Annotated in this window: 25 protein-coding genes; 15 read left to right on the top strand and 10 right to left on the bottom strand. The window is 60.1% G+C overall.

Going from position 1 to position 26233, the window contains the following annotated elements; translation table 11 throughout:
- Positions 1-6 precede the first annotated feature (6 nt).
- The 3 genes from DLM45_RS13670 to DLM45_RS13660 all read right to left on the bottom strand — a co-directional run bounded on the left by DLM45_RS13670 (position 7) and on the right by DLM45_RS13660 (position 3562).
- Positions 7-882 (bottom strand): SDR family oxidoreductase, encoded by an 876-nt coding sequence (locus DLM45_RS13670; protein ID WP_181337631.1) that lies wholly within the window; start codon positions 880-882, stop codon positions 7-9.
- 149 nt (positions 883-1031) lie between these two features.
- Positions 1032-1799, bottom strand: a complete 768-nt coding sequence (locus DLM45_RS13665; RefSeq protein WP_181337630.1) for an enoyl-CoA hydratase-related protein — start codon at positions 1797-1799, stop codon at positions 1032-1034.
- Positions 1796-3562: an acyl-CoA dehydrogenase family protein gene (locus tag DLM45_RS13660; protein WP_181337629.1), complete on the bottom strand. Its 1767-nt coding sequence runs from the start codon at positions 3560-3562 to the stop codon at positions 1796-1798. The genes DLM45_RS13665 and DLM45_RS13660 overlap by 4 nt, the downstream gene beginning before the upstream one ends.
- Before the next feature lie 77 nt (positions 3563-3639).
- On the opposite strand from DLM45_RS13660, the gene DLM45_RS13655 reads away from it, so the two are divergent.
- A complete protein-coding gene (locus tag DLM45_RS13655) occupies positions 3640-4602 on the top strand; it encodes an L-threonylcarbamoyladenylate synthase (RefSeq protein WP_181337628.1) in 963 nt (320 codons plus the stop codon).
- 18 nt (positions 4603-4620) lie between these two features.
- Here the strand turns inward: DLM45_RS13655 and DLM45_RS13650 are convergent, their stop codons facing one another.
- The 4 genes from DLM45_RS13650 to DLM45_RS13635 all read right to left on the bottom strand — a co-directional run bounded on the left by DLM45_RS13650 (position 4621) and on the right by DLM45_RS13635 (position 8803).
- Positions 4621-4812 carry a hypothetical protein gene (locus DLM45_RS13650; protein ID WP_181337627.1) on the bottom strand — a complete coding sequence of 64 codons (192 nt, stop codon included), beginning with the start codon at positions 4810-4812 and terminating at the stop codon, positions 4621-4623.
- A gap of 115 nt (positions 4813-4927) precedes the next feature.
- Positions 4928-6055 carry an acyltransferase family protein gene (locus DLM45_RS13645; protein ID WP_181337626.1) on the bottom strand — a complete coding sequence of 376 codons (1128 nt, stop codon included), beginning with the start codon at positions 6053-6055 and terminating at the stop codon, positions 4928-4930.
- A 122-nt stretch (positions 6056-6177) separates the two neighbouring features.
- Positions 6178-7923, bottom strand: a complete 1746-nt coding sequence (locus tag DLM45_RS13640) for a Clp protease N-terminal domain-containing protein (RefSeq protein ID WP_246317394.1) — start codon at positions 7921-7923, stop codon at positions 6178-6180.
- Positions 7924-8122: 199 nt separating this feature from the next.
- The gene (locus DLM45_RS13635) at positions 8123-8803 is read right to left on the bottom strand and encodes an SOS response-associated peptidase family protein (RefSeq protein WP_181337625.1); all 681 of its coding nucleotides are present in this window, start codon (positions 8801-8803) and stop codon (positions 8123-8125) included.
- Between the two features lie 90 nt (positions 8804-8893).
- Between DLM45_RS13635 and DLM45_RS13630 the strand changes: the two genes are divergently transcribed.
- Positions 8894-9328 (top strand): TIGR02301 family protein, encoded by a 435-nt coding sequence (locus DLM45_RS13630; protein WP_246317393.1) that lies wholly within the window; start codon positions 8894-8896, stop codon positions 9326-9328.
- A gap of 139 nt (positions 9329-9467) precedes the next feature.
- A complete protein-coding gene (locus DLM45_RS13625; protein ID WP_181337624.1) occupies positions 9468-9713 on the top strand; it encodes a hypothetical protein in 246 nt (81 codons plus the stop codon).
- A 23-nt stretch (positions 9714-9736) separates the two neighbouring features.
- Here the strand turns inward: DLM45_RS13625 and DLM45_RS13620 are convergent, their stop codons facing one another.
- On the bottom strand, positions 9737-10399 hold the full coding sequence (locus DLM45_RS13620) for a LysE family translocator (protein WP_181337623.1): 663 nt from the start codon (positions 10397-10399) through the stop codon (positions 9737-9739).
- A 94-nt stretch (positions 10400-10493) separates the two neighbouring features.
- Here DLM45_RS13620 and DLM45_RS13615 point away from each other — a divergent pair, with 94 nt between their 5' ends.
- Entirely contained in the window at positions 10494-11105 is a 612-nt protein-coding gene (locus tag DLM45_RS13615; protein WP_246317391.1) for a hypothetical protein, read from the top strand.
- A gap of 122 nt (positions 11106-11227) precedes the next feature.
- Positions 11228-11989, top strand: coding sequence for a L,D-transpeptidase (locus tag DLM45_RS13610; protein WP_181337622.1), 762 nt, complete (start codon positions 11228-11230; stop codon positions 11987-11989).
- A gap of 119 nt (positions 11990-12108) precedes the next feature.
- On the opposite strand, the gene DLM45_RS13605 is transcribed toward DLM45_RS13610, so the two are convergent.
- Entirely contained in the window at positions 12109-13443 is a 1335-nt protein-coding gene (locus tag DLM45_RS13605; protein ID WP_181337621.1) for a dihydroorotase, read from the bottom strand.
- A gap of 80 nt (positions 13444-13523) precedes the next feature.
- Between DLM45_RS13605 and ygfZ the strand changes: the two genes are divergently transcribed.
- The 8 genes from ygfZ to DLM45_RS13565 all read left to right on the top strand — a co-directional run bounded on the left by ygfZ (position 13524) and on the right by DLM45_RS13565 (position 20936).
- On the top strand, positions 13524-14411 hold the full coding sequence (gene ygfZ / locus DLM45_RS13600) for a CAF17-like 4Fe-4S cluster assembly/insertion protein YgfZ (RefSeq protein WP_181337620.1): 888 nt from the start codon (positions 13524-13526) through the stop codon (positions 14409-14411).
- Positions 14408-15019, top strand: coding sequence for a DNA-3-methyladenine glycosylase I (locus tag DLM45_RS13595; RefSeq protein ID WP_181337619.1), 612 nt, complete (start codon positions 14408-14410; stop codon positions 15017-15019). Before ygfZ ends, DLM45_RS13595 begins: the two co-directional genes overlap by 4 nt.
- Entirely contained in the window at positions 15016-15624 is a 609-nt protein-coding gene (locus DLM45_RS13590; RefSeq protein WP_181337618.1) for a YfbR-like 5'-deoxynucleotidase, read from the top strand. The genes DLM45_RS13595 and DLM45_RS13590 overlap by 4 nt, the downstream gene beginning before the upstream one ends.
- Positions 15625-15733: 109 nt before the next feature.
- The gene (locus DLM45_RS13585) at positions 15734-16786 is read left to right on the top strand and encodes an NUDIX hydrolase (protein WP_181337617.1); all 1053 of its coding nucleotides are present in this window, start codon (positions 15734-15736) and stop codon (positions 16784-16786) included.
- Between the two features lie 202 nt (positions 16787-16988).
- Positions 16989-18050, top strand: coding sequence for a quinolinate synthase NadA (nadA, locus tag DLM45_RS13580; protein WP_246317388.1), 1062 nt, complete (start codon positions 16989-16991; stop codon positions 18048-18050).
- A 30-nt stretch (positions 18051-18080) separates the two neighbouring features.
- A complete protein-coding gene (locus tag DLM45_RS13575) occupies positions 18081-19739 on the top strand; it encodes an L-aspartate oxidase (RefSeq protein WP_181337616.1) in 1659 nt (552 codons plus the stop codon).
- The gene (nadC, locus tag DLM45_RS13570; RefSeq protein ID WP_181337615.1) at positions 19736-20632 is read left to right on the top strand and encodes a carboxylating nicotinate-nucleotide diphosphorylase; all 897 of its coding nucleotides are present in this window, start codon (positions 19736-19738) and stop codon (positions 20630-20632) included. Before DLM45_RS13575 ends, nadC begins: the two co-directional genes overlap by 4 nt.
- Positions 20633-20714: 82 nt before the next feature.
- Complete coding sequence (locus tag DLM45_RS13565) at positions 20715-20936, top strand: hypothetical protein (protein ID WP_181337614.1); 222 nt, start codon at positions 20715-20717, stop codon at positions 20934-20936.
- Between the two features lie 130 nt (positions 20937-21066).
- Here DLM45_RS13565 and ppdK read toward each other — a convergent pair whose 3' ends face one another.
- Positions 21067-23775, bottom strand: coding sequence for a pyruvate, phosphate dikinase (ppdK, locus tag DLM45_RS13560; protein WP_181337613.1), 2709 nt, complete (start codon positions 23773-23775; stop codon positions 21067-21069).
- A gap of 127 nt (positions 23776-23902) precedes the next feature.
- Here ppdK and DLM45_RS13555 point away from each other — a divergent pair, with 127 nt between their 5' ends.
- On the top strand, positions 23903-25306 hold the full coding sequence (locus DLM45_RS13555) for a dipeptidase (protein ID WP_181337612.1): 1404 nt from the start codon (positions 23903-23905) through the stop codon (positions 25304-25306).
- Positions 25307-25370: 64 nt separating this feature from the next.
- Positions 25371-26216, top strand: a complete 846-nt coding sequence (locus DLM45_RS13550) for a ribonuclease T2 family protein (protein WP_181337611.1) — start codon at positions 25371-25373, stop codon at positions 26214-26216.
- Positions 26217-26233: the final 17 nt, after the last annotated feature.

Raw genomic sequence — 26233 nt, 5'->3', positions numbered from 1 at the left:
CCTGTCCTATGCCAGTTCCGCCAAGCGCGCGATCTGAACTCCAGGCGGCGGCTTATCATTGACTGGAACGAAGAAATCCGGCGCGAGCGGCACCGACGAGTCAAGCCGATACTGATCGAAATCGGTAACCCCTCCCTTCGTGTAAAGAAAGGTGTCGTCGATCAGAAAGTTCCCCGTAAAGCTCTTCGCGGGTTGCCGGAAGGCAAGATGCGCCGCATCGGCTAGAATTTCGGGCTTGCGGCTCATCGAAATAAGCTTCTCGCCGATAACGTTCTTCACCGCTGCCGTGGCAATCGTCGTGCGCGGCCAAAGCGCGTTAACCGCAATGCCGTCCTTCGCGAGTTCGCCCGAAAGCCCAAGAACGCAAATGCTCATGCCATACTTTGCAATCGAATAGGCGACGCGAGTGGAAAACCACGCGGCGTGCATTTCAAGCGGAGGCGACATCGTGAGGATATGCGGATTCGCAGCGCGCTTCAGATGCGGAAGGCAAGCCTGCGAAACGAGGTAAGTGCCCCGCGCATTCACTGCGAACATCAAGTCTAATCGCTTGATATCGGTATCTTCAATTGGCCCGAGATAGATCGCGCTCGCGTTATTGACGCAAATATCGATGCCGCCAAATTTCGCCGCGGTTGCATCAACCGCACGCTTTACGTCCTCGCCATTCCGAATGTCACACTCGACCGCGAGGGCCTTTCCGCCAGCCTTTTCGATGGCCTCGGCAGCGGAATGAATCGTACCTTCAAGTTTCGGGTGCGGGCTCGTGGTTTTCGCAGCGACGGCGATGTTGGCGCCATCTTTCGCTGCTCGAAGCGCGATGGCGAGTCCAATGCCTCTGCTGGCGCCAGTTATGAATAAGGTTTTGCCCCTTAGCGCCATTGCATTACCTCGTCATTCCGAACGTAGTTTAATTTAATACGTTTGAAAGAGTCGTGTAAGCCGTAGAGACGAAGAGGACGAATTAAAGTTTCGCAGAACATTCAAGACACAAATTTGTGCGCTGCCGAAATAACTTCCGGCCAATTCCCTCAGTTTGCAGTGCCCTTGCCTCGCGTCGCAAAAAACCGATCCAACGCAGCAATAGCGTCGGGCGACGATAGCAAGTCCCGAAACGCCACCACCTCCGCATCAATCCTCGCGCGAATTTCCCTCGCATCGCTGCGCATGAGATCACGCGCCGCCGTCAATGCAGCACGCGGCTTCGCCGCAAGCCGTGCTGCAGCAGCGAGTGCTGTCGCGTCCAACGCATCCTTGGCAACGATCGCATTGACCATGCCAGCAGCAACCGCGCGCACAGGCGAAAACGTGTCGCCGAGAACGAGCATCTCAAACGCGCGAGCGTAGCCCATCCGCATCGGCATCAGCAGGCTGGACGCGGCCTCAGGAACGAGCCCGAGATCCAGGAACGGCGTGGCAAACGAAGACTCGGGCGTGCAGTAAACCAGATCGCAATGGAAAAGGAGCGTCGTTCCGATCCCTATCGCAGCGCCGTCGACGGCCGCCACCATCGGTTTGCGAATGTCGGGCAGCAACCTGATGAATCGCAGCACGTCCGAGCTGAGATCGCCATTGCCCCGCGCGCTCGCCAGAAAATCTCCGAGATCGTTTCCAGCAGTGAAAATACCGCCGGATCCAGCGAGAATATGCGCGCCGACCGCCTCATCCCGCTCACCCGCTTCAATCGCATCGGCGAGCGCACGATACATCTCGCTCGAAATCGCGTTCTTCTTTTCAGCTCGCGTCAGCCGCACGATCTGCACAGCGCCATTGCGCGAAATCGTGACGGCCTCACTCATGCGAACACCGCCCCATGAGGATCGACCAGCACAGACTCGGCGCCGCTTTCGATTGCGTCAGCAAGTCCGATCGCTTCCGGCAAAAGATTTTCCGCAAAGAAACGCGCCACCGCGACTCGCGGAGACGCTGCGTCCTCCGCAAGCGCACCCTTGGCGAGATACGTGCCGCCAGCAACAAGGCTCAATAGCCGGAGATACGGCGTCGCCCCTGCGAGCGCTCGTTCCGGTGCTGTGCGCAACGCATCCGCCATCCAGAGCGTCGCCGACTGGAGACGTGCCAGCGCAGCGGCAAGCCGCGGCCCCATCGCACCGAATTCAGCTCGATTTGCAGCTTTCACGTTTCCAACAATACCGGCCAACTCGATGAGATACGCTGTGATCGTAGCACCGTCATCGAGCGGCAACTTCCGCGTCACGAGATCGATGGCTTGAATGCCGTTGGTGCCTTCGTAAATCGGCAGGATACGCGCGTCGCGAAGGAACTGAGCGGCGCCGGTTTCTTCAACGAACCCCATGCCGCCATGTACCTGAACACCAAGTGAAGCCACCTCATTCGCGATGTCGGTTGAAAATGCTTTCGCGAGCGGCGTCAGCAGAGCGGCACGTTTGAGCGCGGATTGCCGCTCGTTCTCATTCTCTGAGCGCCGACCGATGTCCAGTTCGCGCGCCGTTGCAAAGCAGATCATGCGGGCAGCTTGCGTCAGCGACTTCATCGTCAACAGCATCCGGCGAACGTCTGCGTGTTCGATGATCGGACTTGCTGCCGATCCATTGGCGAGGAAGCTCTTCCCCTGCCGCCGCTCGCGCGCATACGCCAACGCGTGCTGCAGCGCGCGATCCGCAACCCCGACACCCTGCAAACCAACTCCCAGACGCGCCGCATTCATCATGACGAACATTGTCGCCAGTCCGCGATTTTCCTCTCCGACGAGATATCCTGTCGCCCCGCCGTTATCTCCGAACGTCATCACACACGTCGGGCTCGCCATAATCCCGAGCTTGTGCTCGATGCCGGTGCAGACAACGTCGTTGCGCGCCGCAAGCGAACCATCTGTGTTGACGAGAAACTTCGGCACGACGAACAGCGAGATGCCGCGCGTGCCCGGGGGCGCTCCAACAATGCGAGCGAGCACGAGGTGGATGATATTCTCCGCCATATCGTGTTCGCCGTAGGTGATGAAGATCTTCGTACCGGTAAGCCGGTAAGTACCGTCCGCCTGCGGCTCGGCGCGTGTCGTGAGCGCCGAGAGATCGGAACCGGCCTGCGGCTCCGTCAGATTCATCGTGCCGGTCCAGCGTCCGGTGACCATGTTGGGCAGGAACGCTGCCTTCAAATCCGCGCTGCCGCCCACTTCGAGCGCATGAATGGCGCCTTGCGTCAGCAGCGGACACAAACCGAAAGAAACGTTCGCGGCGCTCCAGATCTCTCCGGCTGCAGCCGCAACGACCTCAGGTAAATTCTGACCGCCAATGTCTTCGCTGCACGGCAGCGCACCCCAGCCAGCTTCCGAAAATTGGCGATACGCTTCGGCAAAACCCACCGGCGTCGTGACAGAACCATTCGAGAGTTTGGAACCGGAACGGTCGCCCGGAGCATTGAGAGGTGCTAGGACCTCAGCGCCCAGTTTTCCGGCTTCTTCGATAACGGCTGTCACCGTCGCCATATCGAGGCCTGGATAGAGGTCACGCGCCAGAAGGTCGTCGAGACCCGCTGCCGTCTTGAGAGCGAAGACGATGTCGTCTACTGGAGCGAGATAGGCCATGAATCGTTTTCTCGGTATCGTTGCGCGGTGCTTGGAAGATTAAGCATTTGGAACACCGTAGCAAACCGGATGAATTTATGCAGGGCAGGATCGTGCCGGCCAATGCGGAATGGACCGCGGAGGCTGGAAACCTCATCCGCGCCGGCGCACTGGTCGCCTTCGCCACTGAAACCGTTTACGGCCTCGGCGCCGACGCGACAAATGGCGAAGCTGTCGCGCGCATTTACGAGACCAAGGGCCGCCCGACATTCAACCCGTTGATCGTGCACGTATTGGGCATTGAACAGGCCGTCATCATCGGCACGTTCTCGCCCGTTGCGCGCATGCTGACTGAAGCCTTCTGGCCCGGCCCGTTGACGCTCGTCGTGCCGCGTCTCGAAACGACAACCGTCACCGAACTCGTATCAGCCGGATTACCAACCGTCGCGATCAGAGCGCCCGCGCATCCGCTCGCACGCGCTCTGCTGAAGGAAGCGCACCGTCCGATCGCGGCTCCTTCGGCCAATAGATCGGGCCGCGTCAGCCCCACACGCGCCGAGCATGTCGCCTCCGATCTGGGAGACAAAATCGCACTCATTCTCGATGGGGGACCGGCGTCCGTCGGTCTTGAATCGACCGTCATTGGCTTTGTGAACGATCGGCCCGTCTTGTTGCGGCCGGGCGCCATAGCCGCCGAAGCCATCGAGGACGTCATCAGCGATCGGCTGTCTCGTCACACAGAAACGGGAGAGCAGCTTTCCTCACCAGGCCAGTTGCGAAGCCACTACGCTCCAAATGCCAGCATGCGGCTCAACGCTGAGACGTGGCAGCCCGATGAAGCCGTGTTGGCGTTCGGAAAGGTTTCAGAACGTCCTTCCAGGAAAACGATCAATCTCAGTCCATCAGGTGATCTGGTCGAGGCGGCCGCCAATCTCTTCGCCAGCCTGCGTGCGCTCGATCAAAGTGGCGCAAGCGTCATCGCCGTGACGCCCATACCTACGCACGGGCTTGGTGAAGCAATCAATGATCGATTGGAACGCGCAGCAGCGCCGCGCGATTGATGCGGATGAAAGGCGGCATTAGCCGCCACCGCCTTGCACGATGACGATGCGATACACGATCGGCGCCAACGCGGGGCTTTCCATCGCAATAGAACTGAGCGTCTCGCGCGCCGACATCAGAACATGCGGAACGACCGGAGCCAGCGCCAGAATTGCGCCGTAGAGAACAGCCGTCGAGATGCCGTTGACGAGCAGATAACGCCGCAACATCCGTGTCTCACCTTGCTCGTTAACTTCCTATTAATCAAAGCACGAGCGGAGAGAACGGTTCAACAGAATTTGCAGGAAGCGACAGTCATGGTTAACGGGCCGGAGGCTGGCGGTTTTAAGCGCCAACTGTCCCAATTCGGAAAGCTCCCCTGATCCGCTCCATGACGCCACGGCGCAGCCGGAGAGACGGACCCTCAATCACGATCCAGGACACGAACGCGAGCGGCACCACGATCACGAACGCAGCGAAGGTGAGAAGCAGCGGAGAAATGCCGGGCGCCAGCCACAACAGCGTCTGCTGGATCGGACCCGCGAAAATGTAGATGCCGAACGAGATGTCGTAACGGTTGCAGATCTCGCGCAGCCGACCAAAGCGCATCGTCCCAAGATAGAGCGAACCATAGCCAAGGAACACAGCAGAGCCGACTTCCGCGAACATTGTATTCGCGGACGCAACGAAGACGGCGAACAGTGGCACGAGCAGAATGCCCGCAATCACGATCCGCTCGCGCACCAGATAAACCAGCGCGCCACCGAAAAAGAAAACAGTGAAGTAACGGACGTTATCGATCAAACCATACTGAGCCGGGTCCGAAGGCAGCGTCAGAGTTACGGTCGCAACGACCAGCAAAAGACCGCCAACAGCAAGCCGTCTGCGGCGCACTTCGAATAGCCCCACAAACCCCAGCGCTGCGAGCACGACGTAGCAGATCACCTCGTACTTCAGCGTCCAAAGCGATGAGTTGACGAAACCGGCATACGGCAGATTTTCGAAAACGCCCGGCAGCGGCGCGGCGCCTGTCGAGAGCGACAGCGTCTTCGCCACATACGTGTAGAGCCCCGGGCTCGCGAAATACTGAGACAGCGAAAGATCGCTGACGATAGGACCGAGCACAAACGCCGTCACAAGAACGCAAACAATCAGCGCAGGAAAAATACGCAGCCCACGCGCCACGGCGAAATCCGCCGGATTGCGGCTGCGATCAAAACTCTGCGCCACCATCACGCCGCTGAGAAGGAAGAACACCTGCACGGCATATTCGCCGAGCGATTGGCCGAGCCATGCCGTGAGAGGCTCGGCTTCGGACGTGCCTGCCGAATAAAGATAGCTGTGCGAGATCAGAACCAGCGACGCCATGAGCAGGCGCAACACCCCGAAGCTATTCGTCTCGGGCGTCAGAATTTCGGAGAGGCGGGGTGCTGTCGAAAGGCCAATGTTGGCAGGAATGAAATGACGGGTCATCGGCTCACGTGTGCTGGAATGAGATTTCGCCTCAGAACCAAGCACGGCCCATGCCAGAAAGGTAAACGGGCGGCGGCGCGTATATGCCTAACCGAACCTTGCCGCCCGCTTCAATTTGAACGTTACGCTGAAGCCGAACCGCCTTCGGTCGCGTCCTTCGTCTCGCGTGACTTCGACGGCCAGCTCGCGCCAAGCCAATCGTCCGTTCCGAACAGCCAGTACCAGAAGCCGTGACGCCGACGATACCGCTCGATAATGAAACGGTTCATGTTGTCCATATGCGCGTTGAGCGAATTGATGGTCTCGGCAGGGATTGCGTTGCCTTGGTCCAGACTCGCGATCCGGTTGATGATGTTCGCAACATCCGTCGCCGAATCCGTGCGCCACTGATCCATCGAACCCGCAAGCGTATGCTGGTTCTGATTGAGCTTCATCAGCGCGTCATGCACTTCGGTCAGGTCGTTCGTGTACGCCTGATGCTTCGCCGCCGACGTTTCGATCTCGCCCGTCACAGCGCGCTCAACAGCACCGAGCCGCTCGCTCAGATCCGCCGACACCTGCGAGACAAAGCCGTGTTGCTCGTCGATACGCTCCGACAGACTGCCGATGCGTTCTAACCCCGCCGCAAGCGACGCATCCGCCGTCGGATCGGCCGGAACCGCAAGCACGTTTGAAATGTCGCTGCGGAGTTTGTCGAAACGCTCGCCAAGTTCTGCGCCAAGCGCTGCGTGCGTACCGCCGGAGTTCGTAAGCACCGCCTCCTCGATAATCGCAAGCCTGTCCAACAGAGGCCGCAAGTCGACCGCGGAGCGAATATCCTCGACAGACGGCCCTGCATCCGGTTCACGCCGCTCGCGCACGGCGATCTCGAGTTCCTGCAATCGTTGCGAAAGGACGCTCCAGGATTGCGTCATCTCCTGCAGCCTGAGTTCCAGAGCCGCTTCGACATCTTCGAGCTTGCCGACGAGAGCCTTGTCCGATCCGGGTGCTCCGCGCGATTCAAGAACGGCCTCTTCGAGCGTACCGATGCGATCGAGAAGCACGCTTTGCCGGTGCCCGCCATCTTCCTGCTGCGCGCGTGTCTCGCGCGTCAAATCGCGAACAAGCCCGGAAATGATATGCCGCTCGTTGGACAAATCCTGCCCAAGCGCGCGCACCATTTGTTCAAGCGCTTCGATGCGCGAATTCTGAAGCGCGTCGGTGGTCGTCCCGGAATAGTCGCTGCGATACGATCTCTGCCCATCGGAAAGATAGCGAACGCCTGGCGCCTGCGGATACCGTCCGTCGCCCGCGCGCGTCAGCGGCGGCAACGGTTCTGGCGCTTCGCGCAGCGGCGCACGCGCCGTGTAGTGCAAAAGAATTTCAGACGCGGGCAGCGCACCGCGATGATCGAACAATGCCTGCACCAGATCGTCGACGCTGACCGCAGTCTTTCGACGGCTGGCGGCATAGGCGGCTTGACGCAAAAGCTCGGCAAGTTCCTCCGACCGCCGTGGCGAGACCGGCTCGTTTCCACCGACCGCCGGAATTTCACTGGCAATGATTGTTCCGGTTTCTCGCCGGAGAGACGGAATGCGAATGCCCCGCGCTTCAAGAACGGTGGCTGCTGCATCGAGGCGTGTCATGGCGTTGAGAAGATGCTCAACACGAACCTCGCCCGCGCGATGCGCAACGGCAACGTCATAAGCCTGATTGCAGCACGCCAGCACGATGTCATCGACCAGGATCGGATCCGTGCGATAGCCCGAACGCTTGCCGTTCTGCTGCGAAACATCCGTGGCGGCGAACTCTCCGGCAGCAGCGGTGAACGTCTGCGAAGTTCTAAGATCGAGGTCTTCGCCCCGGTAAGCCATCTGGTCGTCTCCCATCGGGTAACTTCGCTCCCTGCGTCGCCCACCTGCCTCTGGCCCGAGTAGGGCCCTTCCCGACCGGTCTTCTACACAAGGATATCGGCGAGGTCTTGACTTTCGAAGTTAACGCCGATCGCGCACGCTCGCGAGTCTCAACCAAGGTCGAAGGCGAGTCCCAGGATTCAATCGATGAGGGTCCCTGAGAGCCCTCCTCCACCTAAAGAAGCGTCGTAATCACAGGCGTTTGGAGGTCGGCTCCCTCCGAACGTGGGTTATTGAGGCGCGGATCTACGGCTGTGATGGTGATCAAGCCGTCCGGAAGCGGGCCGAGAAGATCGCTGATACCGACCGCAGACCCCGAAGAACAATCAAGCCAACGGGCATAATCCGCAGGTTCCAGAATGACCGGCATCCGCTCATGAAGCGCCGCCATATCGCCGTTCGCCGCCGTCGTCAGGATCGCCATCGTCTCGATCTCACTGCCATCAGCACCGAGCCAGACTTCCGAGATCCCCGCTAAAGCAAAGAGATCGCGCCCCTTCAGCTCAATCAGATGTGGTTGCCGCGACCCGCGTGCGCCGGTCCATTCGTAAAAGGCACTCGCCGGAATGAGGCAGCGTCGATGGCGGAGAGCACCGCGAAATGAGGGCTTGTCAGCCGCCGTCTCTCCGCGGGCATTCATGAGCATCGCAAAGCTTCGCGGGTCTTTGACCCAGGCAGGAATAAGCCCCCAGCGCACCAAACGCGCCTCGCGCTTGCCCCGCGGATCGTTCGCCACAATGAGAACAGGCTGAGACGGCGCGATGTTGTAACGCGGTGGAAAATCATCAATCTGCTCAAGCTCGAAGAGCAATCGCAGAGCCTCAGGAGGCGTCGTCAGGCTATAACGCGAGCACACATCGAATTCCCGGCAATCACTTCAGCCGGCATGTGTCTTATCACGACCGACCGCCGTATCCAGGACGAGAATCTGATTTAAGAGTGCTGCATGAACCAGTCATCTCGACGTTCGACAGCGCGAAAGCCGCTCCGGCATGGGCCGGTGCGCGCCATCATGGCGACGCTGGTGTTCGTAACGGTCGGCCTGCCGATAGCGATGCCGCAAACCGCTGCGGCCGTCGAAACGAAGCCATACGATGATAGGCTGCTTCGGCTATCGGAAATCCTCGGTGCGGTTCACTTTCTGCGCGAGCTGTGCAGCGCCAATGAGGGCCAATATTGGCGCGACCGCATGCGCGAGATCATGGACGCGGAAGGTTCGAGCGCACTGCGCCGCGCCAAACTGACCCGCGCTTTCAACCAGGGGTATCGAAGTTACAGCCGCACCTATAACACGTGCAGCCCCTCGGCCCAGACCGCCGTAATGCGGTTCTTGAAGGAAGGGTCCGAACTCTCGGAAGGCTTACTGAAAGCTTTCCCGTAACGATTGTCTGACGCGCTGGCAACGACCGGTTTACTGTGAATTGCGCGCTTACCGAACTTCCCCAAACGACCATGCTAGTCCACAGTGCCATGAGGGGGAGCCAACCCGTTCTGGGTTAGGCCGCGGGCAAGAAACAAACATGCAATGCTTTGAAGACATCGATACGAAGAATCCGACGCTGAAGGCGCTCGACCTCATCCTGGCAGCCTGGGATGAAGGCGTCGATACCGGCGTCGAGCCGCAGCAGATGGCATACGCGGCGCTCTTCACGGCGTTGACGGATCTGGTCGCAATCTATGGCGAGGAAGCCGTGATCACACTCACGCGCGGACTTGAAAAGCGCGTCGTCGAAGGCGAGTTCACACTCACGCGCCGGGATCAGTAGCGCCAGCCGAAAACCGGCACCACTCAGAAATTCCCGGCTTTGTAGATCACTTCGGCGATCAACACTGCGCCGAAGACCGCGAGCAAAATGCCCGCAATGCGATTGACAAACTGAAGCAAATCCGGCCGGATTTGGTGCCGATACCGGCCGATGATGTTCGACAGCGTAACCCACCAGATCAGGCTGCCGCAGACGATCGCCGCAACCATTAGGAATACGTCGACGGTCGAATGCACTTCGACGAACGTGCTGATTCCGCCAAACACCGCGAACAGACCAAGCACGGCTCCGGGATTCGTGATGGTGAGGAAGAACGTCTGCGGGATGTCCCAGACGAAATCCCTAAGTCGCGCAGTCGAAGCTTCCTCTTCGGTCGCGATGCGAAGCCGCGGCGCGCTGAAATAGAGGCGCGCACCAAATCCCATCAACGCGAGGCCGCCGCAGATTTGGATGATGGCGCGATGATTCTCGACTGCGCCCGAAACGGATCCGACACCGAGACCGGCGCAAAGCGCGATCAGACCATCTCCCATCACCGAGCCGATACCCGCCGCAACTCCGCCCCAGAAACCGCGCTCGATAGCACGCTGAATGCACAGCACGTTGACAGGGCCGACCGGCGCCGCAATGAGAACGCCAACGATCAATCCAATCGGAATGATGAGGGGGTTGGGAATGAAGTCCATCAATGGAAGAAGCGCTCGATGTCAGGAAGGAAGGTTGCGTCGCTCTGCGATGCGCGCAATCTATTTGGCTTCGTGAGCAGACGGCAGGACGGCAATGGCGACACCTTCTAAAGTCCGTTCCGGATCCACATTCGAGAACGCACGGCGAATTACAACCGCGCTTTCCACACTGCGGCACTTCTTCATCATACTGGTAGTTTCGGCTACGTCGCTTGTCTATGTCTTGCGACCCGCTTTCGCGACGCCTGATAAAACTCCAACCCTGCCGCCGCATGTCGCAGAACTGCGCGACGCGATCCTCTCTGCCGCACGCACCGGACGAATCGAAGAACTGAAAACCGTGTTCGATATGAATGGTGGCGCGCCCGAGTTCGGTATCGCGCTCGGCGACGACCCTATCAAGGCATTGAAAGGGTATTCAGAAGATGGCGAGGGCCGCGAAATCCTGGCTGGATTGATCGAAACACTCGAGATGGCGCCCGCCACCATCCCTTTCGGCAACGACCTGGAAAATAATCTCGTCTACGTTTGGCCGTATCTGGCGGTCCGCCCGCTCGACACGCTTACACCCGCAGAAGACGTAGACCTCTACCGGCTCGCCAGTGTGCCTAAGGCCACTGAGATGCATGAGAAAAAGCGGTGGACATGGTGGCGCCTGCTGATCGGCGCAGACGGAACCTGGCTGCTGTTCAAACGCGGCGAATGATCTCTCGATCTCGCCTGATTCGTTGAGATGCATATCCGCCAATTGCCGCAGTGGGGTGTCTTATACGCACTTTCTGGTTTAGGTCCGCGTCACAAACCAAGCGAAGAGCGAGGATCAGTATCATGAAGAGTATCGCGGTTTTAGCAGCCGTCATTTTTGGCTGCGCGCTCGCTGCCCCGGCTCAGGCGTTCCATCCCGACGAGGAAACGTACGGCTACGTCGCCCCCAAGAAATTGAAGCGCGGACAGCGCGCGGCTGCGGAAACCAAGCCTCTCCCAAGCATGGGCTGGGACTGGGGCCGCCCGCAAAACAATCGCGCCGATGAAGAAGACGAAGACGATGTCCGCGGGAGCTCTCGCGGCACGCTCACCGGTGGCGGACAGCCGAACATCGCGGCCACCGCACCGCCAAAAGTGAGATTCCCGAATTCCTACGCCGCTGGCTCGATCGTGATCGATACCGCCGGACGCCAGCTCTACTACGTGCTCTCGTCTTCCAGTGCCTATCGCTACCCGATCGCCGTCGGCAAGCAGGGTTTTGCCTGGTCAGGCGTTGAGAAGATCTCGCGCAAGGTTGCATGGCCAGATTGGTATCCGCCGGCGGAAATGCGCGCTCGCAAGCCGGGCCTCCCGGAGCACATGAAGGGCGGCATTCACAATCCGCTCGGCGCAATGGCGCTCTATCTCGGCAACACGCTCTATCGCATCCACGGCACCAATGACGTTCGGTCCATCGGCACCGCATCCTCTTCAGGCTGCATCCGCATGAAGAACGGCCACGTCATGCACCTCTCCAAGATCGCTGGAGTCGGCACGACGGTGCATGTGCTGAAGCGTCTTCCGGCCAACATCGCCCGCGTCGCGAACGCTGGCAGCGAAGGCTGATTTACCTAAGCGCTGGCGGCCGGCTCGACGGAGGAGAGTCGCCAGCGCCGAACTAGACTTCGGCCGGCTCTACGAAGGAGAGTCGCCACAGCGCCAGACGACCAGCAGCCGATAAAACGTCAGCCGCGGAACCCTTCAAGAAAACCAATGGGCTCGCCATGTGCGGGCCCGTTGATCTCTCCCTGCCACATCACGGTCCGGCCACGGACAATCGTTCCAACCGGCCAGCCTGTCACCTGCATACCGTCGTACGGCGTCCACCCGCACCGGCTTTCGATCCAGCCATTGCTGATCGTTTCTTTGCGCTTGAGATCGACGATGGTGAAATCCGCATCGTAGCCGACCGCGATCCGCCCCTTATTGCGAATGCCGAAAAGCCTCTGCGGACCATGGCTCGTCAAATCGACAAAGCGCTGCAGCGAAAGCCGCCCCGCGTTGACGTGATCGAGCATCGTCGGAACGAGTGTCTGCACGCCGGTCATGCCGGAATGCGTATCAGGATAGACGTGCTCTTTTTCCTCGCGCGTGTGCGGCGCGTGATCGGAGCCAAGAACATCGACAACGCCTGCTTCGAGCGCACCCCAGATCGCCGCCCGGTGCCGCGCATCCCTGACGGGCGGATTCATCTGCGCGTAAGCACCGAGACGTTCGTAACACTCCGGCGCTTCCAGCGTGAGATGATGCGGCGTGACTTCGACCGTCGCATACGCCTTGTGATCGGCAAGAAACGTCATCTCCTCCGCCGTGGAAATGTGCAGCACGTGCACACGTTTCCCATGCTTCTCCGCAAGACGGACCAGCCGCTTCGTCGCGATCAGCGCCGCTTCCGGATCGCGCCACTCCGGATGCGATGATGGATCACCCTTGCGCCGAAGCCCCATCCGCTCCTTGAGCCGCGCTTCGTCCTCTGCGTGAAACGATGCGCGCCGCGAAAGATTGGCGATGATGCGGTCGAGCGCCTCTTCTTCATCAACCAGAAGATTGCCGGTCGACGAGCCCATGAAAACCTTGATGCCTGCTGAGGCTTCGAGCTTCTCGAGCTCCGGAATATCGCCGATATTTTCGCGCGTTCCGCCAACGAAGAATGCGAAGTCGCAGAACATCCGATGCCGTGCGCGGCGAACTTTGTCGGCAAGCGCTTCGGCATTGGTCGTCAGCGGTTTGGTGTTCGGCATCTCGAACACGCCCGTAACCCCGCCCGCCACCGCTGACCGGCTGCCGGTTTCCAAATCTTCCTTGTGATCAAGGCCGGGCTCGCGGAAATGCACCTGCGTATCGATCACGCCCGGCAGAATGTGCAGCCCGGCTGCGGAAATCACATCCGCCGTCCTGGCGAACCCGAAGTCTCCAATGGCGGCGATACGGCCCTGCGAAATCGCGATATCGCCGATCCCCTCGCCATCATGATTGACGATTGTGCCGCCGCGTATCACGAGATCGAACGGTTCCGACATCTGCGCGGCGCTCCTACCCTTGCCATCAACGATAACCCCGCATACGTAACTCTCGCTCCGTTTGCAATCGAGGCGAGTCTATGCCCAACGCCAGCATCGTGCGGCTGACCGACCGCGGCGTCGTCAACGTCGCAGGCCCCGACAGTGAAAAACTGCTGCAAGGGCTATTTACGAACGAAATCGAAGGCTTGGCGGAAGGTTCCGCTCGCTTCGCCGGACTGCTCTCGCCGCAGGGTAAAATTCTGTTCGATTTTTTCGTCGTGCGCGTCCCCGATGGCTATCTGCTCGACGTCGCGGCCGAAAAGGCGCCCGATCTCGTCAAGCGCCTCGCGATGTACAAACTACGCGCCGACGTAACCATTACAGACGTTACGCTGGAGTACTCGGTGCATGCGCTTTGGGGAAATAGTGCTGACCAACTCGCGGCGTGCGCCGGCGGCATCCTCTTTGCCGATCCTCGCGCCAGCGATCTAGGCTTTCGGCTGCTGACGCAGGACGCCGTTCCCGCTCTATCGATTTCGCAACTGGCCCACCTCGATTACGACGCGCTGCGCGTTCGTCTCGGTGTGCCCGAGGGCGGAAAGGATTACGCATTCGGCGACGCCTATCCGCATGAAGCCGACTACGATCTCTTTAACGGCGTCTCATTCACCAAGGGATGCTACGTCGGCCAGGAAGTCGTTGCGCGCATGCAGAACAAGACCGTCGTACGAAAACGAGTCGTAAGGATCAGCGCCGCCTCGCCCCTCGTATCGGGCGCCGACGTTTTGGTGAGCGACGTGGTGATCGGGCGCGTCGGCACGGTCGATGGCACGCGCGCACTCGCGCTTATCCGGCTCGATCGCGTGCTCGACGCGGAAGAAAAAAACCTCTCTCTCACCTCGCACGGAACGACGATAACGATCGAGAGCGATGCACTAGACCGCTATCGCCGAAGCGCGCGTTCGTCGGCGACACTGCAATCATGAGCAAAACAACGAAACTCGTGCGCTGTTCTTGGGCTGGCGAAGACGCGACCGAATATGCGCGCTATCACGACGAAGAGTGGGGCGTCCCGATGACGGACCCGCGAGCGCTCTTCGAGAAATTATCACTCGAAGGATTTCAAGCGGGCCTCTCCTGGCTGACGATCCTGCGCAAACGCGAAAATTTCCGCAAAGCATTTCACAACTTCGATCCCGAGCGCGTGGCGCGGATGAACGCCAACGACGTCGAACGGCTGATGGCGAACGAAGGCATCATCCGCAATCGTGCCAAGATCGAAGCATCGATCTCCAACGCAAAAGCCTACCTCGCGTTAAGCGAGAAGACTCCATTCGCCAAATTCCTTTGGAGCTTTGTCGACGGCCGTCCCGTAATCAATGAACGCACAACATTGCAAGGGGTCGAGACGGAAACCGAAGCATCGAAACGCATGAGCAAGGCGCTCAAGGCCGCTGGCTTTCGCTTCGTCGGCGCGACGACGCTCTACGCGTTCATGCAGTCGACCGGCATGGTGAACGATCACCTTGTCACGTGCTTTCGCCACAAGCCTTGCGCCGCGCTCCAGAAGAAATTCAGAATTGAAAACCTATGACAGCCACATCCAATGCGCCGCCTCGCGCATGGCAGCGGATGCTGTCGGGCCGACGTCTCGATCTTCTCGCGCCGCGACCGGAAGACATCGAAATCGAAGACATCGCACATGGCCTCGCACGCGTCGCGCGTTGGAACGGGCAGACCGTTGGTGAACACGCGTTCTCCGTCGCGCAGCACAGTCTCCTCGTGACGGATATTCTCGCGATCATCGAACCGGGCTTCGGCAAAAAAGAACAGTGTGCAGCGCTTCTGCATGATGCACCGGAATACGTCGTCGGTGATCTCATCAGCCCGTTCAAAGCCGCGATCGGTTTTGATTACAAATCTTTCGAACAAAGACTTCTAGACGCCATTCACCAGCGCTTCGGCATCGACAAAATTGAACCAACCGTGACTGCGGCCATCAAGCGGGCAGACACGATTGCGGCCTACTACGAAGCGACGGTGCTGGCGGGGTTCGAACAGGCGGAAGCAGATTTGTACTTTGGTCGCCCCACCCTTCCCAAGGCGGCCGACGACGATCTAAGATCGATTGCGCCCTGGCCGACAAGCACGGCGCAAACACGCTTTCTCGACGCATTTACGAAGTTCGTGAGTCTCTGAAAATTCGGCGTTTTTTGGGCAATTTGGGGCTATTTAGTTATACCCCTCAATCTGAAAATAGCCACGATCCCCCAGTAGCTCGCCAATGGGGAGCACGGGGAAGACACGTATGAACATGGAATTATCTGGCAGGAGAAAACCGACGCCCGACAAACCACATCGGGCTTCCGAAGCTGACGCCGATCAGGCTCTGGCCGTCGGTATCGGTCTCAATGCCGCAATTGTAGCGGTGGCAGATAATGAGCCCGTCGCGCTTGTTGTGCGCGGTGAGCCAGACAGCATTGGCGCAACAGACGTTCTGCCATTTGGACCTTTTAATCCGCATGAGCATCGCACACTTGAGAGCGGATTACGCGCTTGGGTGCACGATCAGACCGGTTTGGAACTCGGTTACGCCGAGCAGCTCTATACATTCGCCGACCGTGGCCGCCACACCGACTCGGCCGACGACGCACCGCATATAGTCTCCATTGGCTACCTGGCGTTGACACAGGCTGTTGGACACCATGGCCTGACCAATGGGATGTGGCGCAGCTGGTATAAGTACTTCCCTTGGGAAGACTGGCGCCGCGGTAGGCCCGATATCATTTCCAACGAAATCGAACCTCGCCTGAAGGCCTGGGCCGAGAAAACCACGGCAGCAAAGCCGGGTCAGTCGGTTGCGCGCCTTGACCGTGCGCGTATCTGCTTCGGCCTCGACGGCATGGCGTGGGACGAAGAAAAAGTGCTCGAGCGCTTCGAGTTGCTCTACGAGTCGGGCTTGGCCGAAGAAGCTCTGCGTGATGGGCGAAACGCTGCTCGCGAATGGAGTGAGCGACCTAAGCTTGGACTTCCGATGCAATCCGATCACCGCCGCATCCTGGCAACGGCAATCAGCCGGACGCGCGCCAAGATCAAATATCGCCCGGTAGTGTTCGAATTGATGCCGGACGAATTTACGCTCTACGAACTGCAGAAGGCTGTGGAAGCCATTCTCGGACCGCATCTGCATAAGCAGAACTTCCGCCGCTTGGTGGAAGGCGCAGGCCTTGTAGAACCGACGGGTGAAGTCAAAACCCGCACCGGCGGCCGTCCCGCGAAATTGTTCCGCTTCCGCCGGGATGTACTGCTGGAGCGCCCCGCACCGGGCGTGCGCGTCTCAGCGCCACCAGCGCGCAACTAATTGACGAGATCACAAGATACGATTCCAGGGTCGCAGCGGAACCGCGGCCCTGGAATTTTGTTTGATCCTGCATTATCTTAACACCACGGAAGAATACTCAATTTGAGTATTTCAGTGTGCGGAAAGACGGCAGGACGTGCCGACGCAATTTACGTCCTAAATATACTCGAAACGAGTATATTTATCAGAGGAGGGCAGTTGAATGGTCTTAACTGTGGCACGCGGGACGAGTCGCCCAACCCCTGCGGCAGCGGCTCCAAAAGCCCCGCTGGCGTACACTTGGTCCAAGGCGCTCGAAGCCGAAATGGCTCCGATCTACGCGCGGGTGAAGAACGTCATCACCCCGATGGAATGGCCGCACTATGCGCCGCTCATCAAATCCATCAACAGCCTGAAAGAGCAGCGCCAGGCCGTCATCCTCGCGCACAACTACATGACGCCTGAGATCTTTCACGGCGTAGCGGATTTCCGCGGCGACTCGCTTCAGCTCGCGAAGGAGGCCGCACGCACGGACGCCAAGGTCATCGTCCAGGCCGGCGTACACTTCATGGCGGAAACGTCGAAGTTGCTGTCACCGGACAAGACGGTGCTGATTCCCGACATGCGCGCAGGGTGTTCTCTCGCCTCGTCGATCACACCTGAAGACGTGCGCATGCTCCGCGAAGCCTATCCGGGCGTTCCGATCGTCACCTACGTCAACACGTCTGCGGCCGTGAAAGCCGAATGCGATATCACGTGTACGTCGTCGAATGCGGTCCAGGTTGTTGAAAGCCTCGGCGCACCGCGCGTGCTGTGCATCCCCGATCAGTACCTGGCGAAGTGGGTCCAGTCGCAAACCAAGGTAGAGATCATCGCCTGGAAAGGCGCCTGCGAAGTCCACGAACGCTTCACCGGCGAAGAGCTGGAACGGATGCGTGCGGATGAGCCCGGCCTGAAAATCATCGCCCATCCCGAATGCCCGCCGGACGTTATCGCCGCGGCCGACTTCACCGGTTCGACGTCGCACATGATCCAGTGGGTAAAGGACAAGCAGCCTCGCAAGGTGATGCTCGTCACTGAGTGCTCGATGGCATCTAACGTCGCCGTCGAAGCGCCGAACGTCGAGTTCATCCGGCCGTGCAACCTCTGCCCGCACATGAAACGCATCAGCCTCGAGAACATCTACGAGTGCCTGCTGGAAATGCGCCACGAGGTTACCGTCGATCCGGATGTCGCCGTGCGTGCCCGTCGCGCCGTCGAGCGCATGGTCAATCTGACCAACTAGTGTCGGCAAGACACGCGAGGAGACGAGGCAATGGTTCTAGGCACTGAAAAAAAGGGCGCCACGTCCTTCGCCGCCTTCGAAGCGCAACCCGGTTCCGGTGACATTGTCATCATCGGGGCCGGGCTTGCCGGCCTTTTCACGGCGCTGAAACTGGCGCCCTTGCCCGTCACGGTGATCGCCGCTGCCCCGCTCGGGGAAGGCGCATCGAGCATGTGGGCACAGGGTGGCATCGCGGCCGCCGTCGGCGAAGGCGACAGCACAGACAAACACGCTGCCGACACCATCGAGGCTGGCGGCGGCATCGTCGATACAGCCGTTGCAAAGATCGTCGCACACGAAGGCCCAGACCGCATCCGCGATCTCCTGACCTACGGCGTCCCGTTCGATCGCGACCTCGAAGGCCACTACATTCTGTCCAAAGAAGCTGCGCATTCGGAAAAACGCGTCGTGCGCGTTTCGGGTGACCGCGCAGGCGCCGCCATCATGCAGGCGTTGATTGCAGCCGTGCGCGCCACGCCCTCGATCCGCGTTCTGGAAGGTTACGAAGCCGACGATCTGATTTCCAGCAACGGCCGCGTTGAAGGCGTGCGTCTCATCCGTGCCGAACCGCTCGGTGGCGGCAGCTTTGTTTTCGTACCAGCCTCTGCCGTCGTGCTTGCGACAGGCGGCGTCGGCGCGCTGTTCGCGCTAACGACCAATCCGTCCTACGCCAAAGGCGAAGCGATCGCGATGGCAGCCCGCGCCGGTGCGGTCATTGCAGACCCCGAGTTCGTGCAATTCCACCCGACCGCGATCGACGCTGGAATTGATCCCGCCCCACTCGCCACTGAAGCATTGCGCGGCGAAGGCGCAATTCTCGTCAACAGCGACGGCCACCGCTTCATGCTGGATATCGATCCTCGAGGCGAACTCGCGCCGCGCGATATCGTAGCCCGCACCGTCCACAACGAACTGCTCGCGGGCCGCAGCGTCTATCTCGATTGCCGCGAGAGCATCGGCGCACATTTCGAAGCTGAGTTTCCAACGGTCTGGAGCCATTGCCAGCGCGCGGGCATCGACCCAACGAAAGAGCTCATTCCGGTCGCGCCAGCCGAGCACTACCACATGGGCGGCATTGCAACCGACGTTCGCGGACGCACCAGCCTCGTGGGACTTTGGGCTGTCGGCGAAGTTGCATCCACCGGCCTGCACGGCGCCAACCGCCTCGCATCGAATTCGCTGCTCGAAGCCGTCGTGTTCGGCGCACGCGTTGCCGCCGACATACGATCGGGCCTGCAGGGCATCCGCATCGGACATATCGTCGAACCGCGCCGGGTGTCGCCGCCCCTCCCCGTCGACATGGCCATCCGGGACAAGTTGATGTCGGAGTTGCGCAACGTAATGACGACCTATGTCGGCGTCGAGCGTTCAGCCAAGGGACTGAGAACGGCTCTGTTGCGCCTCAAGGAACTCGAAGCCGTATCGGAAGACGATACCGTTTTGGCGAACATGATTTTGACGGCGCGATTGATCGCAATGGCGGCGCTATTCCGCCGGGAAAGCCGCGGCGGTCATTATCGTGTCGATTACCCCGAGACCAATCCGGCGCTCGCGCAGCGCACCTTCATGACAATCGACGATCTCGAAATGGTCGAGCCCATCGCAACGCCTCCCCCGCTTGAGATCGCTCCGGCGGCCTGCCATCCATGACAAATAAGATCTCTCGAAATCTCCCCGTGCTTCCGCACGGGCTCGTCGTTGCCGCCGTCCGCGCCGCGTTGGACGAAGACTTGGGTCTCGCTGGCGACATCACGACCAATGCCACGATCCCCGCCGATGCACACGCCAAAGCGGTTATAGCGGCGCGAAAGCCTGGCGTCGTTTCGGGTCTCGACGTCGCCGAGATCGCATTCAGCGAATTCGATTCCAGCATTCGTTTCGCAAGAGCGATCAACGACGGCGATAGCGTGACCGCGGGCACTGTCGTTGCACGCATCGAAGGCCCCGCACGCGCGGTTCTATCGGCGGAACGCGTCGCGCTGAATTTTCTCGGACGCATGTCGGGCATCGCAACGCTGACGCGCCGCTACGTGGATGCCGTTGCCGGAACCGGCGCACGCATCGTCGACACGCGCAAGACGACGCCCGGACTCCGCGCATTTGAAAAATACGCCGTACGCTGCGGCGGTGGATTCAATCATCGCGTCGGCCTCTTCGACGCTGTCCTCATCAAAGACAATCACATCGTCGCCGCGGGCGGCATCGCGCCAGCAATCCGCGCTGCCAAGGCTGCTGTCGGCCACATGACGAAAATCGAAATCGAAGTCGATACGCTCGATCAACTCGAACTCGTACTGCGCGAACCCGTCGATTGCGTGCTGCTCGACAACATGAACCCCGCCACTCTCGCGAAGGCTGTTCAGCTCGTTTCCGGCCGCTGCCTCACAGAAGCCTCCGGCGGCGTAACTCTCGAGACGGTAAACGCGATTGCGAAGTCGGGCGTCGACCTGATTTCCGTCGGAGCGCTCACACATTCCGCACCAGTATTCGATTTCGGCCTTGATTTCCTGGCCGCAACCGCTGGCTCCTCGACCGAGTGTTGACTTCGCCCCATTCGCTACGCATTTTCCGCGCTAATCTGGAATCCGGACGAAGCGTCGGGTGTGCCTACGAAAGGAAAGCGGAATGCAGTGGATTGTGATCTGGGGCCTTAGCGCGGTCACAGCCTCTGTTCTGGCGTTGATCCTCGCTGGCTGGAAGAATCGTGACTACTCCTATTGGGCCGCGTGGAGCTTCCTCGTTCCGCCCGTCGTCCTGTGGCTGTTGCTGATGCCGAAGAACCAAGGCCCTCGCCCGCGCCAGCCGCGTCTTGACGATATCGACCGCCGCGAGAACGGCCCGCTTTGATAAAGCCGCACACGGATTGGGTCTAACGCGCAAGCGGCCAGAGCAGACTCCGGCCGCTTCTTTTTTGCACCCAACGTGAAAAATGCTTTCCCAACGGAAGAGCACGCCGAACACAGCCGAACGGCGACCGTTAGCTCGCCTTCCCGGAGAGCCGACGGCGGATCGTCGCCTGCGCCGCCGAGAGGCGGGCGATGGGAACGCGGAACGGCGAACAGGACACATAATCGAGCCCAATGTCCTCGAAGAACGCGATCGACTTCGAGTCGCCCCCGTGCTCTCCGCATATTCCGGTCTTGATGTCGGGCTTTACCGAACGGCCGCGATCGACGCCGATTTTCACGAGTTCGCCAACGCCCGGTAGATCGAGCGAAACGAACGGATCGGTCGTGATCACTTCGTGCTCGAGATAGTTCGACAGGATCGGCGCCGCGTCGTCGCGTGAAAGCCCGAGCGCCGTTTGCGTCAGATCGTTTGTGCCAAACGAGAAGAAATCGGCACCCAACTCACCGTCAGCGATCTCAGCCGCAAGCAGTGCAGCACGCGGCAGCTCGATCATCGTGCCGACGTCGTAAGGAATCGTGATGCCGGTTTCTTTTTTGACCGCCTCCGCCGTCTCGACGATGACAGCACGAAGAATATCGAATTCGCGCCGATATCCGATGAACGGAACCATCACTTCCGGACGAACAGCATTGCCGGTCTTCTTCTGCGCGTTGACCGCGGCCTCGAAGATGGCACGCACCTGCATGCGCGTAATCTCGGGATACTTGATGCCGAGGCGGCACCCGCGGAACCCAAGCATCGGATTGAATTCTTCGAGTTCCGCAACGCGTGTTTTCAGCCGCACCAAGTCCATTCCGAGAGCGGCTGCCACCTGCGCAGCCTCTCGATCTTCGTGCGGCAGGAATTCGTGCAGCGGAGGATCGAGCAGCCGAATGGTGATCGGCAATCCGGCCATGATCTCGAACAGCTCTTCGAAGTCTGCGCGCTGCACCGGCAGAAGTTTATCAAGCGCCTGCTGACGGCCTTCCTGATCTTCCGCGCAAATCATCTCGCGCACGGCGAGAATGCGGCTCTCTTCGAAAAACATATGCTCGGTCCGGCACAGGCCGATGCCCTCAGCACCAAAAATCCGCGCCTGCTTGGCGTCGCGCGGCGTGTCTGCGTTCGTGCGCACCTTCATGCGCCGCGCCTCGTCGGCCCATTCCATCATCGTGCCAAACGTACCCGACAGCGACGGCGGCAGCATCTTTGCTTTGCCCGCATAGACACGGCCGGTGCTGCCATCGATCGAGATGATGTCCCCGGATTTGAACATCCTCGCGCCAGCGCGCATCGTGCCCGCGTTCGCATCGATGCGGAGCGTGCCCGCACCGGAAACGCAGGGCCGCCCCATCCCGCGCGCAACAACTGCTGCGTGGCTCGTCATGCCGCCTCGCGCAGTCAAGATGCCGACAGCGGCGTGCATGCCGTGCACGTCTTCCGGGCTCGTCTCCGAGCGAACCAGAATGACGTCTCTGCCTTTTGCCTTCAGCGCCTCTGCCATCTCGGAATGAAAGACGAGTTCGCCGGATGCCGCGCCGGGCGAGGCTGGCAAACCGCGCGCAATCAGATCGTGTTCCGCTCCAGGATCGATCGCCGGATGCAGCAACTGGTCAAGTTGCGCAGGCTCAATCCTGAGAATTGCTTCATCGCGGCTGATAAGTCCGTCCGCAGCAAAATCGACAGCGATCTTGAGCGCCGCTTCCGTCGTGCGCTTTCCAGCACGCGTCTGCAGAATCCAGAGCTTACCCAGCTGCACGGTGAACTCGATATCCTGCATATCGCGATAATGATGCTCGAGCTGCTCGAAGATCTGCACCAATTCGCCGAACGCATGTGGCATCGCAACTTCGAGCGAGCTTTCGGACGCTTCACCCGCGCCCTTCCGCGTCAACGGCTGCGGCGTGCGGATGCCCGCGACAACATCTTCGCCCTGGGCGTTCGGCAGATACTCGCCGAAGATGTCTTTCTCGCCGTTCGAAGGATTGCGCGTAAACGCAACGCCGGTCGCGGAATTGTCTCCGAGGTTGCCGAACACCATCGCCTGCACAGTGACAGCCGTTCCCCAGTCATCCGGAATATCGTGCAGTCGGCGATACGTCTTCGCACGCGGATTGTGCCACGAGCCGAACACCGCAGCGATCGCGCCCCAGAGCTGCTCGTTGGTATCCTGCGGAAAGGGCGCGCCATACTCGCGCTCGATCGCAGCCTTGTAGTCCGCAATAATCTCCCGCCACGACTCTTCATCGAGATCGGTATCGGCGGCAAACCCGTTAAGGTTCTTGAAATTCTCAAGAATGTCTTCGAACGCGCCATGATCGACGCCAAGAACGACATCCCCGTACATCTGGATAAAGCGGCGGTAGCTATCGAAAGCAAACCGGGAATCGCCAGTCAGCCTCGCGAGGCCTTCGACCGTCTGATCGTTGAGCCCGAGGTTGAGGATCGTATCCATCATGCCGGGCATCGACGCGCGCGAGCCAGAACGCACGGAAACGAGCAGCGGACACTTCTCATCGCCGAAGCGCGCGTCAACCATCTCGCCGATCCCGTCGAGCGCGCGCATCACCTCCGCCTTCATCGCCTCAGGCAAAGTGTTGCCCGCCGCAAAAAAAGCGTCACAAACGTCGGTCGTGATCGTGAATCCAGGCGGCACGGGAAGCGCAAGCCGCGCCATCTCCGCGAGATTCGCACCTTTCCCGCCAAGCAATTCCGCCATATCGGCACCACCCTCAGCGGCGCCTGGCGAAAAAGCGTAGACCCATTTCCTTTTGCCGTCAGTGTCCGGCTGTGCCATCAGACCTCCGGTGCGGTCGTCATGCTGCCATGATCCGCGTCAGGAGACGTGCCATAGCAAATGGAGCACGCCATTGATAGCGCGGGCGGTTTGCCCAAACGCGCTTAACAGTGTGGAAAGCAATACAATGTCCCGGCTCGAAACCGTACTTGATACTCTCGCACAATCTCAACCGGACGGCCTCGCCCGGTTATTTGAGCTGCTTGGGATAGACAGCATCTCAACGGACCCCGCCTACAAGGCGAGTTGCCGCAACGCGGCCGACTGGTGCGCCAAGACGCTGCGCGACATCGGCTTTGCCGAAGCCAAGGTTGTGCCAACAAGTGGCCATCCGATGGTCGTCGCGCATGATCGCAAAACCCGCGCGCCTGGCATGCCGCATGTCCTCTTCTATGGCCACTACGACGTCCAGCCGCCGGATCCGCTCGATCTTTGGCAAACGCCGCCGTTCGAGCCGCGCACCGCAGACGATCCCGACAACGGCAAAATCATCGTCGCACGTGGCGCCGAAGATAACAAAGGTCAGCTGATGACCTTCTTCGAAGCCGCCCGCGCGTGGAAAACAGTCGCCGGAGACTTGCCGGTCGCCGTCTCGGTCCTGATCGAGGGCGAAGAAGAATGCGGCTCACCCTCTCTTCCAGCTTTTCTCGCCGAGCACGGCGAAGAACTGAAAGCCGATCTCGTTCTCGTCTGCGACACTGGCCAATGGGACAAGGACACGCCGGCAATCACGACGATGTTGCGCGGCCTCGTCGGTGACGAACTCGTCATCACCGGGCCGTCGCGTGATTTGCACTCCGGCATCTACGGTGGCCCGGTCGCAAACCCGATCCGCGCACTCGCGAAAGTCATGGCCGCTTTGCATGATGAGACGGGCCGCGTCGCCGTACCGGGCTTCTACGATGGCGTCAAAGACCCCTCGCCCGAACAACTGAACCAATGGAAATCGCTCGGACTACGCGGCGAAGCCTTCCTTGGCGCAGTCGGCTTAAAAACCCCCGCCGGGGAACAAGGCCGCTCCGTGATCGAGCAACTTTGGTCGCGCCCGACGCTCGAGTTCAACGGTGTAACAGGCGGCTACCAAGGCATCGGCTCCAAGACCGTCATTCCAGCCAAGGCATCGACGAAAATCACGTGCCGGTTGGTGCCGGGACAGGATCCCGAACGCGTCATGGCCGCGATCCGCGCCTACGTCGAAGAGGTTCTGCCAGCCGATTGCAAGGCGACATGGCTCGGCCACCACGGCTCCGGCGCAATCATGTTCGATACCACCGAACCTGCAATGCAGGCTGCCGCCAAAGCACTGGAAGAGGAATGGCAGAAGCCGACGGTCCTCATGGGCTGTGGTGCATCGATCCCGATCGTATCATCGTTCCGCGATGCGCTCGGCATGGACAGCTTGCTGATCGGCTTCGGGCTTGAAGATGATCGCATCCATTCGCCGAACGAAAAGTACAACGTCCGCAGCTTCGAAAAAGGCGCCCGAAGCTGGGTGCGCATTCTTGCAGCGTTGGCGGAACGAAACGCGTAATCACTGCAGATCGGAACCACTCGGTTCAACCGACGAGTTTGACGTTTCCAAGGATCGACGCCGAATGCGCACTTCGATTGTCCGACTAGCTGCACTCTTCGTGGCCGGACTGGCCATCGCCGCAAGCTCTGCCGATCTTTCCGCACAGCAACGCTGGCCGTGGTCGAACGATAAGGATCGGAACCGGTCTCAGAACGTCGCCGGTGAGTTCGACTATTACGCGCTCGTTCTCTCCTGGAGTCCGAGCTACTGCGCCGAAAAGGGTGACGACCGCGACGACGCCCAGTGCAACCGTCGCGATGGCCGCCGATATTCGTTTGTCGTGCACGGCCTGTGGCCACAGTACGAACAAGGCTGGCCGTCTTCGTGCCGGTTGTCGCGCCGCCCGTTCGTGCCCGATTCCATCATTGACGGAATGCTCGACGTGATGCCGAGCCGCGGCCTGATTATTCACGAGTACCGGACGCACGGAACCTGCTCGGGGCTCGATCCCGCGCGCTACTTCGCAACCACGCGCAAGCTGTTCGAAAGCATTTCCATTCCGCAGCGGTTTGCCAATCCGTTCGATTCCCAGATCGTCTCGCTATCGGACGTTCGCAACGAATTTCTCCGCGCCAATCCGCGCTTCGGACCCGACATGATGTCAGTCGTCTGCGGTGGCAGCGGCAAAGCGCTCAAGGAAGTGCGCTTCTGCTTCTCGAAAGACGGACAACCGCGCAACTGCGGTCAGAACGAAAATCAGCGGCGCCAGTGCTCCACGGATCGCGTCTTCATTCCACCCGTCCGTTCGACCGCGCGAGGTAACCCACCAACCCCGCGCCTGCAGCCGAGCCAGCCCGCGCCGAACACCAACAGTTCGCCCCTGCCGGGCCCGCGCATGGACTATGACTACGGCCGCAACCGCCTCTAAGCGAGCGGCTACGACGC

Origin of the sequence: Hyphomicrobium methylovorum (assembly GCF_013626205.1) — a bacterium.
GTDB classification, from domain to species: Bacteria; Pseudomonadota; Alphaproteobacteria; order Rhizobiales; family Hyphomicrobiaceae; genus Hyphomicrobium_B; species Hyphomicrobium_B methylovorum.
Note: the sequence above shows the minus strand (reverse complement) of the source record. Positions and strands in the feature narration are given on the sequence as shown.

Excerpts from the sequence above, each read along its gene's own strand:
- DLM45_RS13645 (WP_181337626.1), bottom strand. The coding sequence starts at position 6,055 with ATGACCCGTCATTTCATTCCTGCCAACATTGGCCTTTCGACAGCACCC.
- DLM45_RS13665 (WP_181337630.1), bottom strand. The coding sequence starts at position 1,799 with ATGAGTGAGGCCGTCACGATTTCGCGCAATGGCGCTGTGCAGATCGTG.
- ygfZ (WP_181337620.1), top strand. The coding sequence starts at position 13,524 with ATGCCCAACGCCAGCATCGTGCGGCTGACCGACCGCGGCGTCGTCAAC.
- DLM45_RS13630 (WP_246317393.1), top strand. The coding sequence starts at position 8,894 with ATGAACCAGTCATCTCGACGTTCGACAGCGCGAAAGCCGCTCCGGCAT.
- DLM45_RS13615 (WP_246317391.1), top strand. The coding sequence starts at position 10,494 with ATGGCGACACCTTCTAAAGTCCGTTCCGGATCCACATTCGAGAACGCA.
- DLM45_RS13655 (WP_181337628.1), top strand. The coding sequence starts at position 3,640 with ATGCAGGGCAGGATCGTGCCGGCCAATGCGGAATGGACCGCGGAGGCT.
- ppdK (WP_181337613.1), bottom strand. The coding sequence starts at position 23,775 with ATGGCACAGCCGGACACTGACGGCAAAAGGAAATGGGTCTACGCTTTT.
- nadA (WP_246317388.1), top strand. The coding sequence starts at position 16,989 with ATGGTCTTAACTGTGGCACGCGGGACGAGTCGCCCAACCCCTGCGGCA.
- DLM45_RS13550 (WP_181337611.1), top strand. The coding sequence starts at position 25,371 with ATGCGCACTTCGATTGTCCGACTAGCTGCACTCTTCGTGGCCGGACTG.
- DLM45_RS13555 (WP_181337612.1), top strand. The coding sequence starts at position 23,903 with ATGTCCCGGCTCGAAACCGTACTTGATACTCTCGCACAATCTCAACCG.
- DLM45_RS13595 (WP_181337619.1), top strand. The coding sequence starts at position 14,408 with ATGAGCAAAACAACGAAACTCGTGCGCTGTTCTTGGGCTGGCGAAGAC.
- DLM45_RS13585 (WP_181337617.1), top strand. The coding sequence starts at position 15,734 with ATGAACATGGAATTATCTGGCAGGAGAAAACCGACGCCCGACAAACCA.
- DLM45_RS13565 (WP_181337614.1), top strand. The coding sequence starts at position 20,715 with ATGCAGTGGATTGTGATCTGGGGCCTTAGCGCGGTCACAGCCTCTGTT.
- DLM45_RS13610 (WP_181337622.1), top strand. The coding sequence starts at position 11,228 with ATGAAGAGTATCGCGGTTTTAGCAGCCGTCATTTTTGGCTGCGCGCTC.
- DLM45_RS13590 (WP_181337618.1), top strand. The coding sequence starts at position 15,016 with ATGACAGCCACATCCAATGCGCCGCCTCGCGCATGGCAGCGGATGCTG.
- DLM45_RS13670 (WP_181337631.1), bottom strand. The coding sequence starts at position 882 with ATGGCGCTAAGGGGCAAAACCTTATTCATAACTGGCGCCAGCAGAGGC.
- DLM45_RS13660 (WP_181337629.1), bottom strand. The coding sequence starts at position 3,562 with ATGGCCTATCTCGCTCCAGTAGACGACATCGTCTTCGCTCTCAAGACG.
- DLM45_RS13605 (WP_181337621.1), bottom strand. The coding sequence starts at position 13,443 with ATGTCGGAACCGTTCGATCTCGTGATACGCGGCGGCACAATCGTCAAT.
- DLM45_RS13620 (WP_181337623.1), bottom strand. The coding sequence starts at position 10,399 with ATGGACTTCATTCCCAACCCCCTCATCATTCCGATTGGATTGATCGTT.
- DLM45_RS13650 (WP_181337627.1), bottom strand. The coding sequence starts at position 4,812 with ATGTTGCGGCGTTATCTGCTCGTCAACGGCATCTCGACGGCTGTTCTC.
- DLM45_RS13575 (WP_181337616.1), top strand. The coding sequence starts at position 18,081 with ATGGTTCTAGGCACTGAAAAAAAGGGCGCCACGTCCTTCGCCGCCTTC.
- nadC (WP_181337615.1), top strand. The coding sequence starts at position 19,736 with ATGACAAATAAGATCTCTCGAAATCTCCCCGTGCTTCCGCACGGGCTC.
- DLM45_RS13640 (WP_246317394.1), bottom strand. The coding sequence starts at position 7,923 with ATGGGAGACGACCAGATGGCTTACCGGGGCGAAGACCTCGATCTTAGA.
- DLM45_RS13625 (WP_181337624.1), top strand. The coding sequence starts at position 9,468 with ATGCAATGCTTTGAAGACATCGATACGAAGAATCCGACGCTGAAGGCG.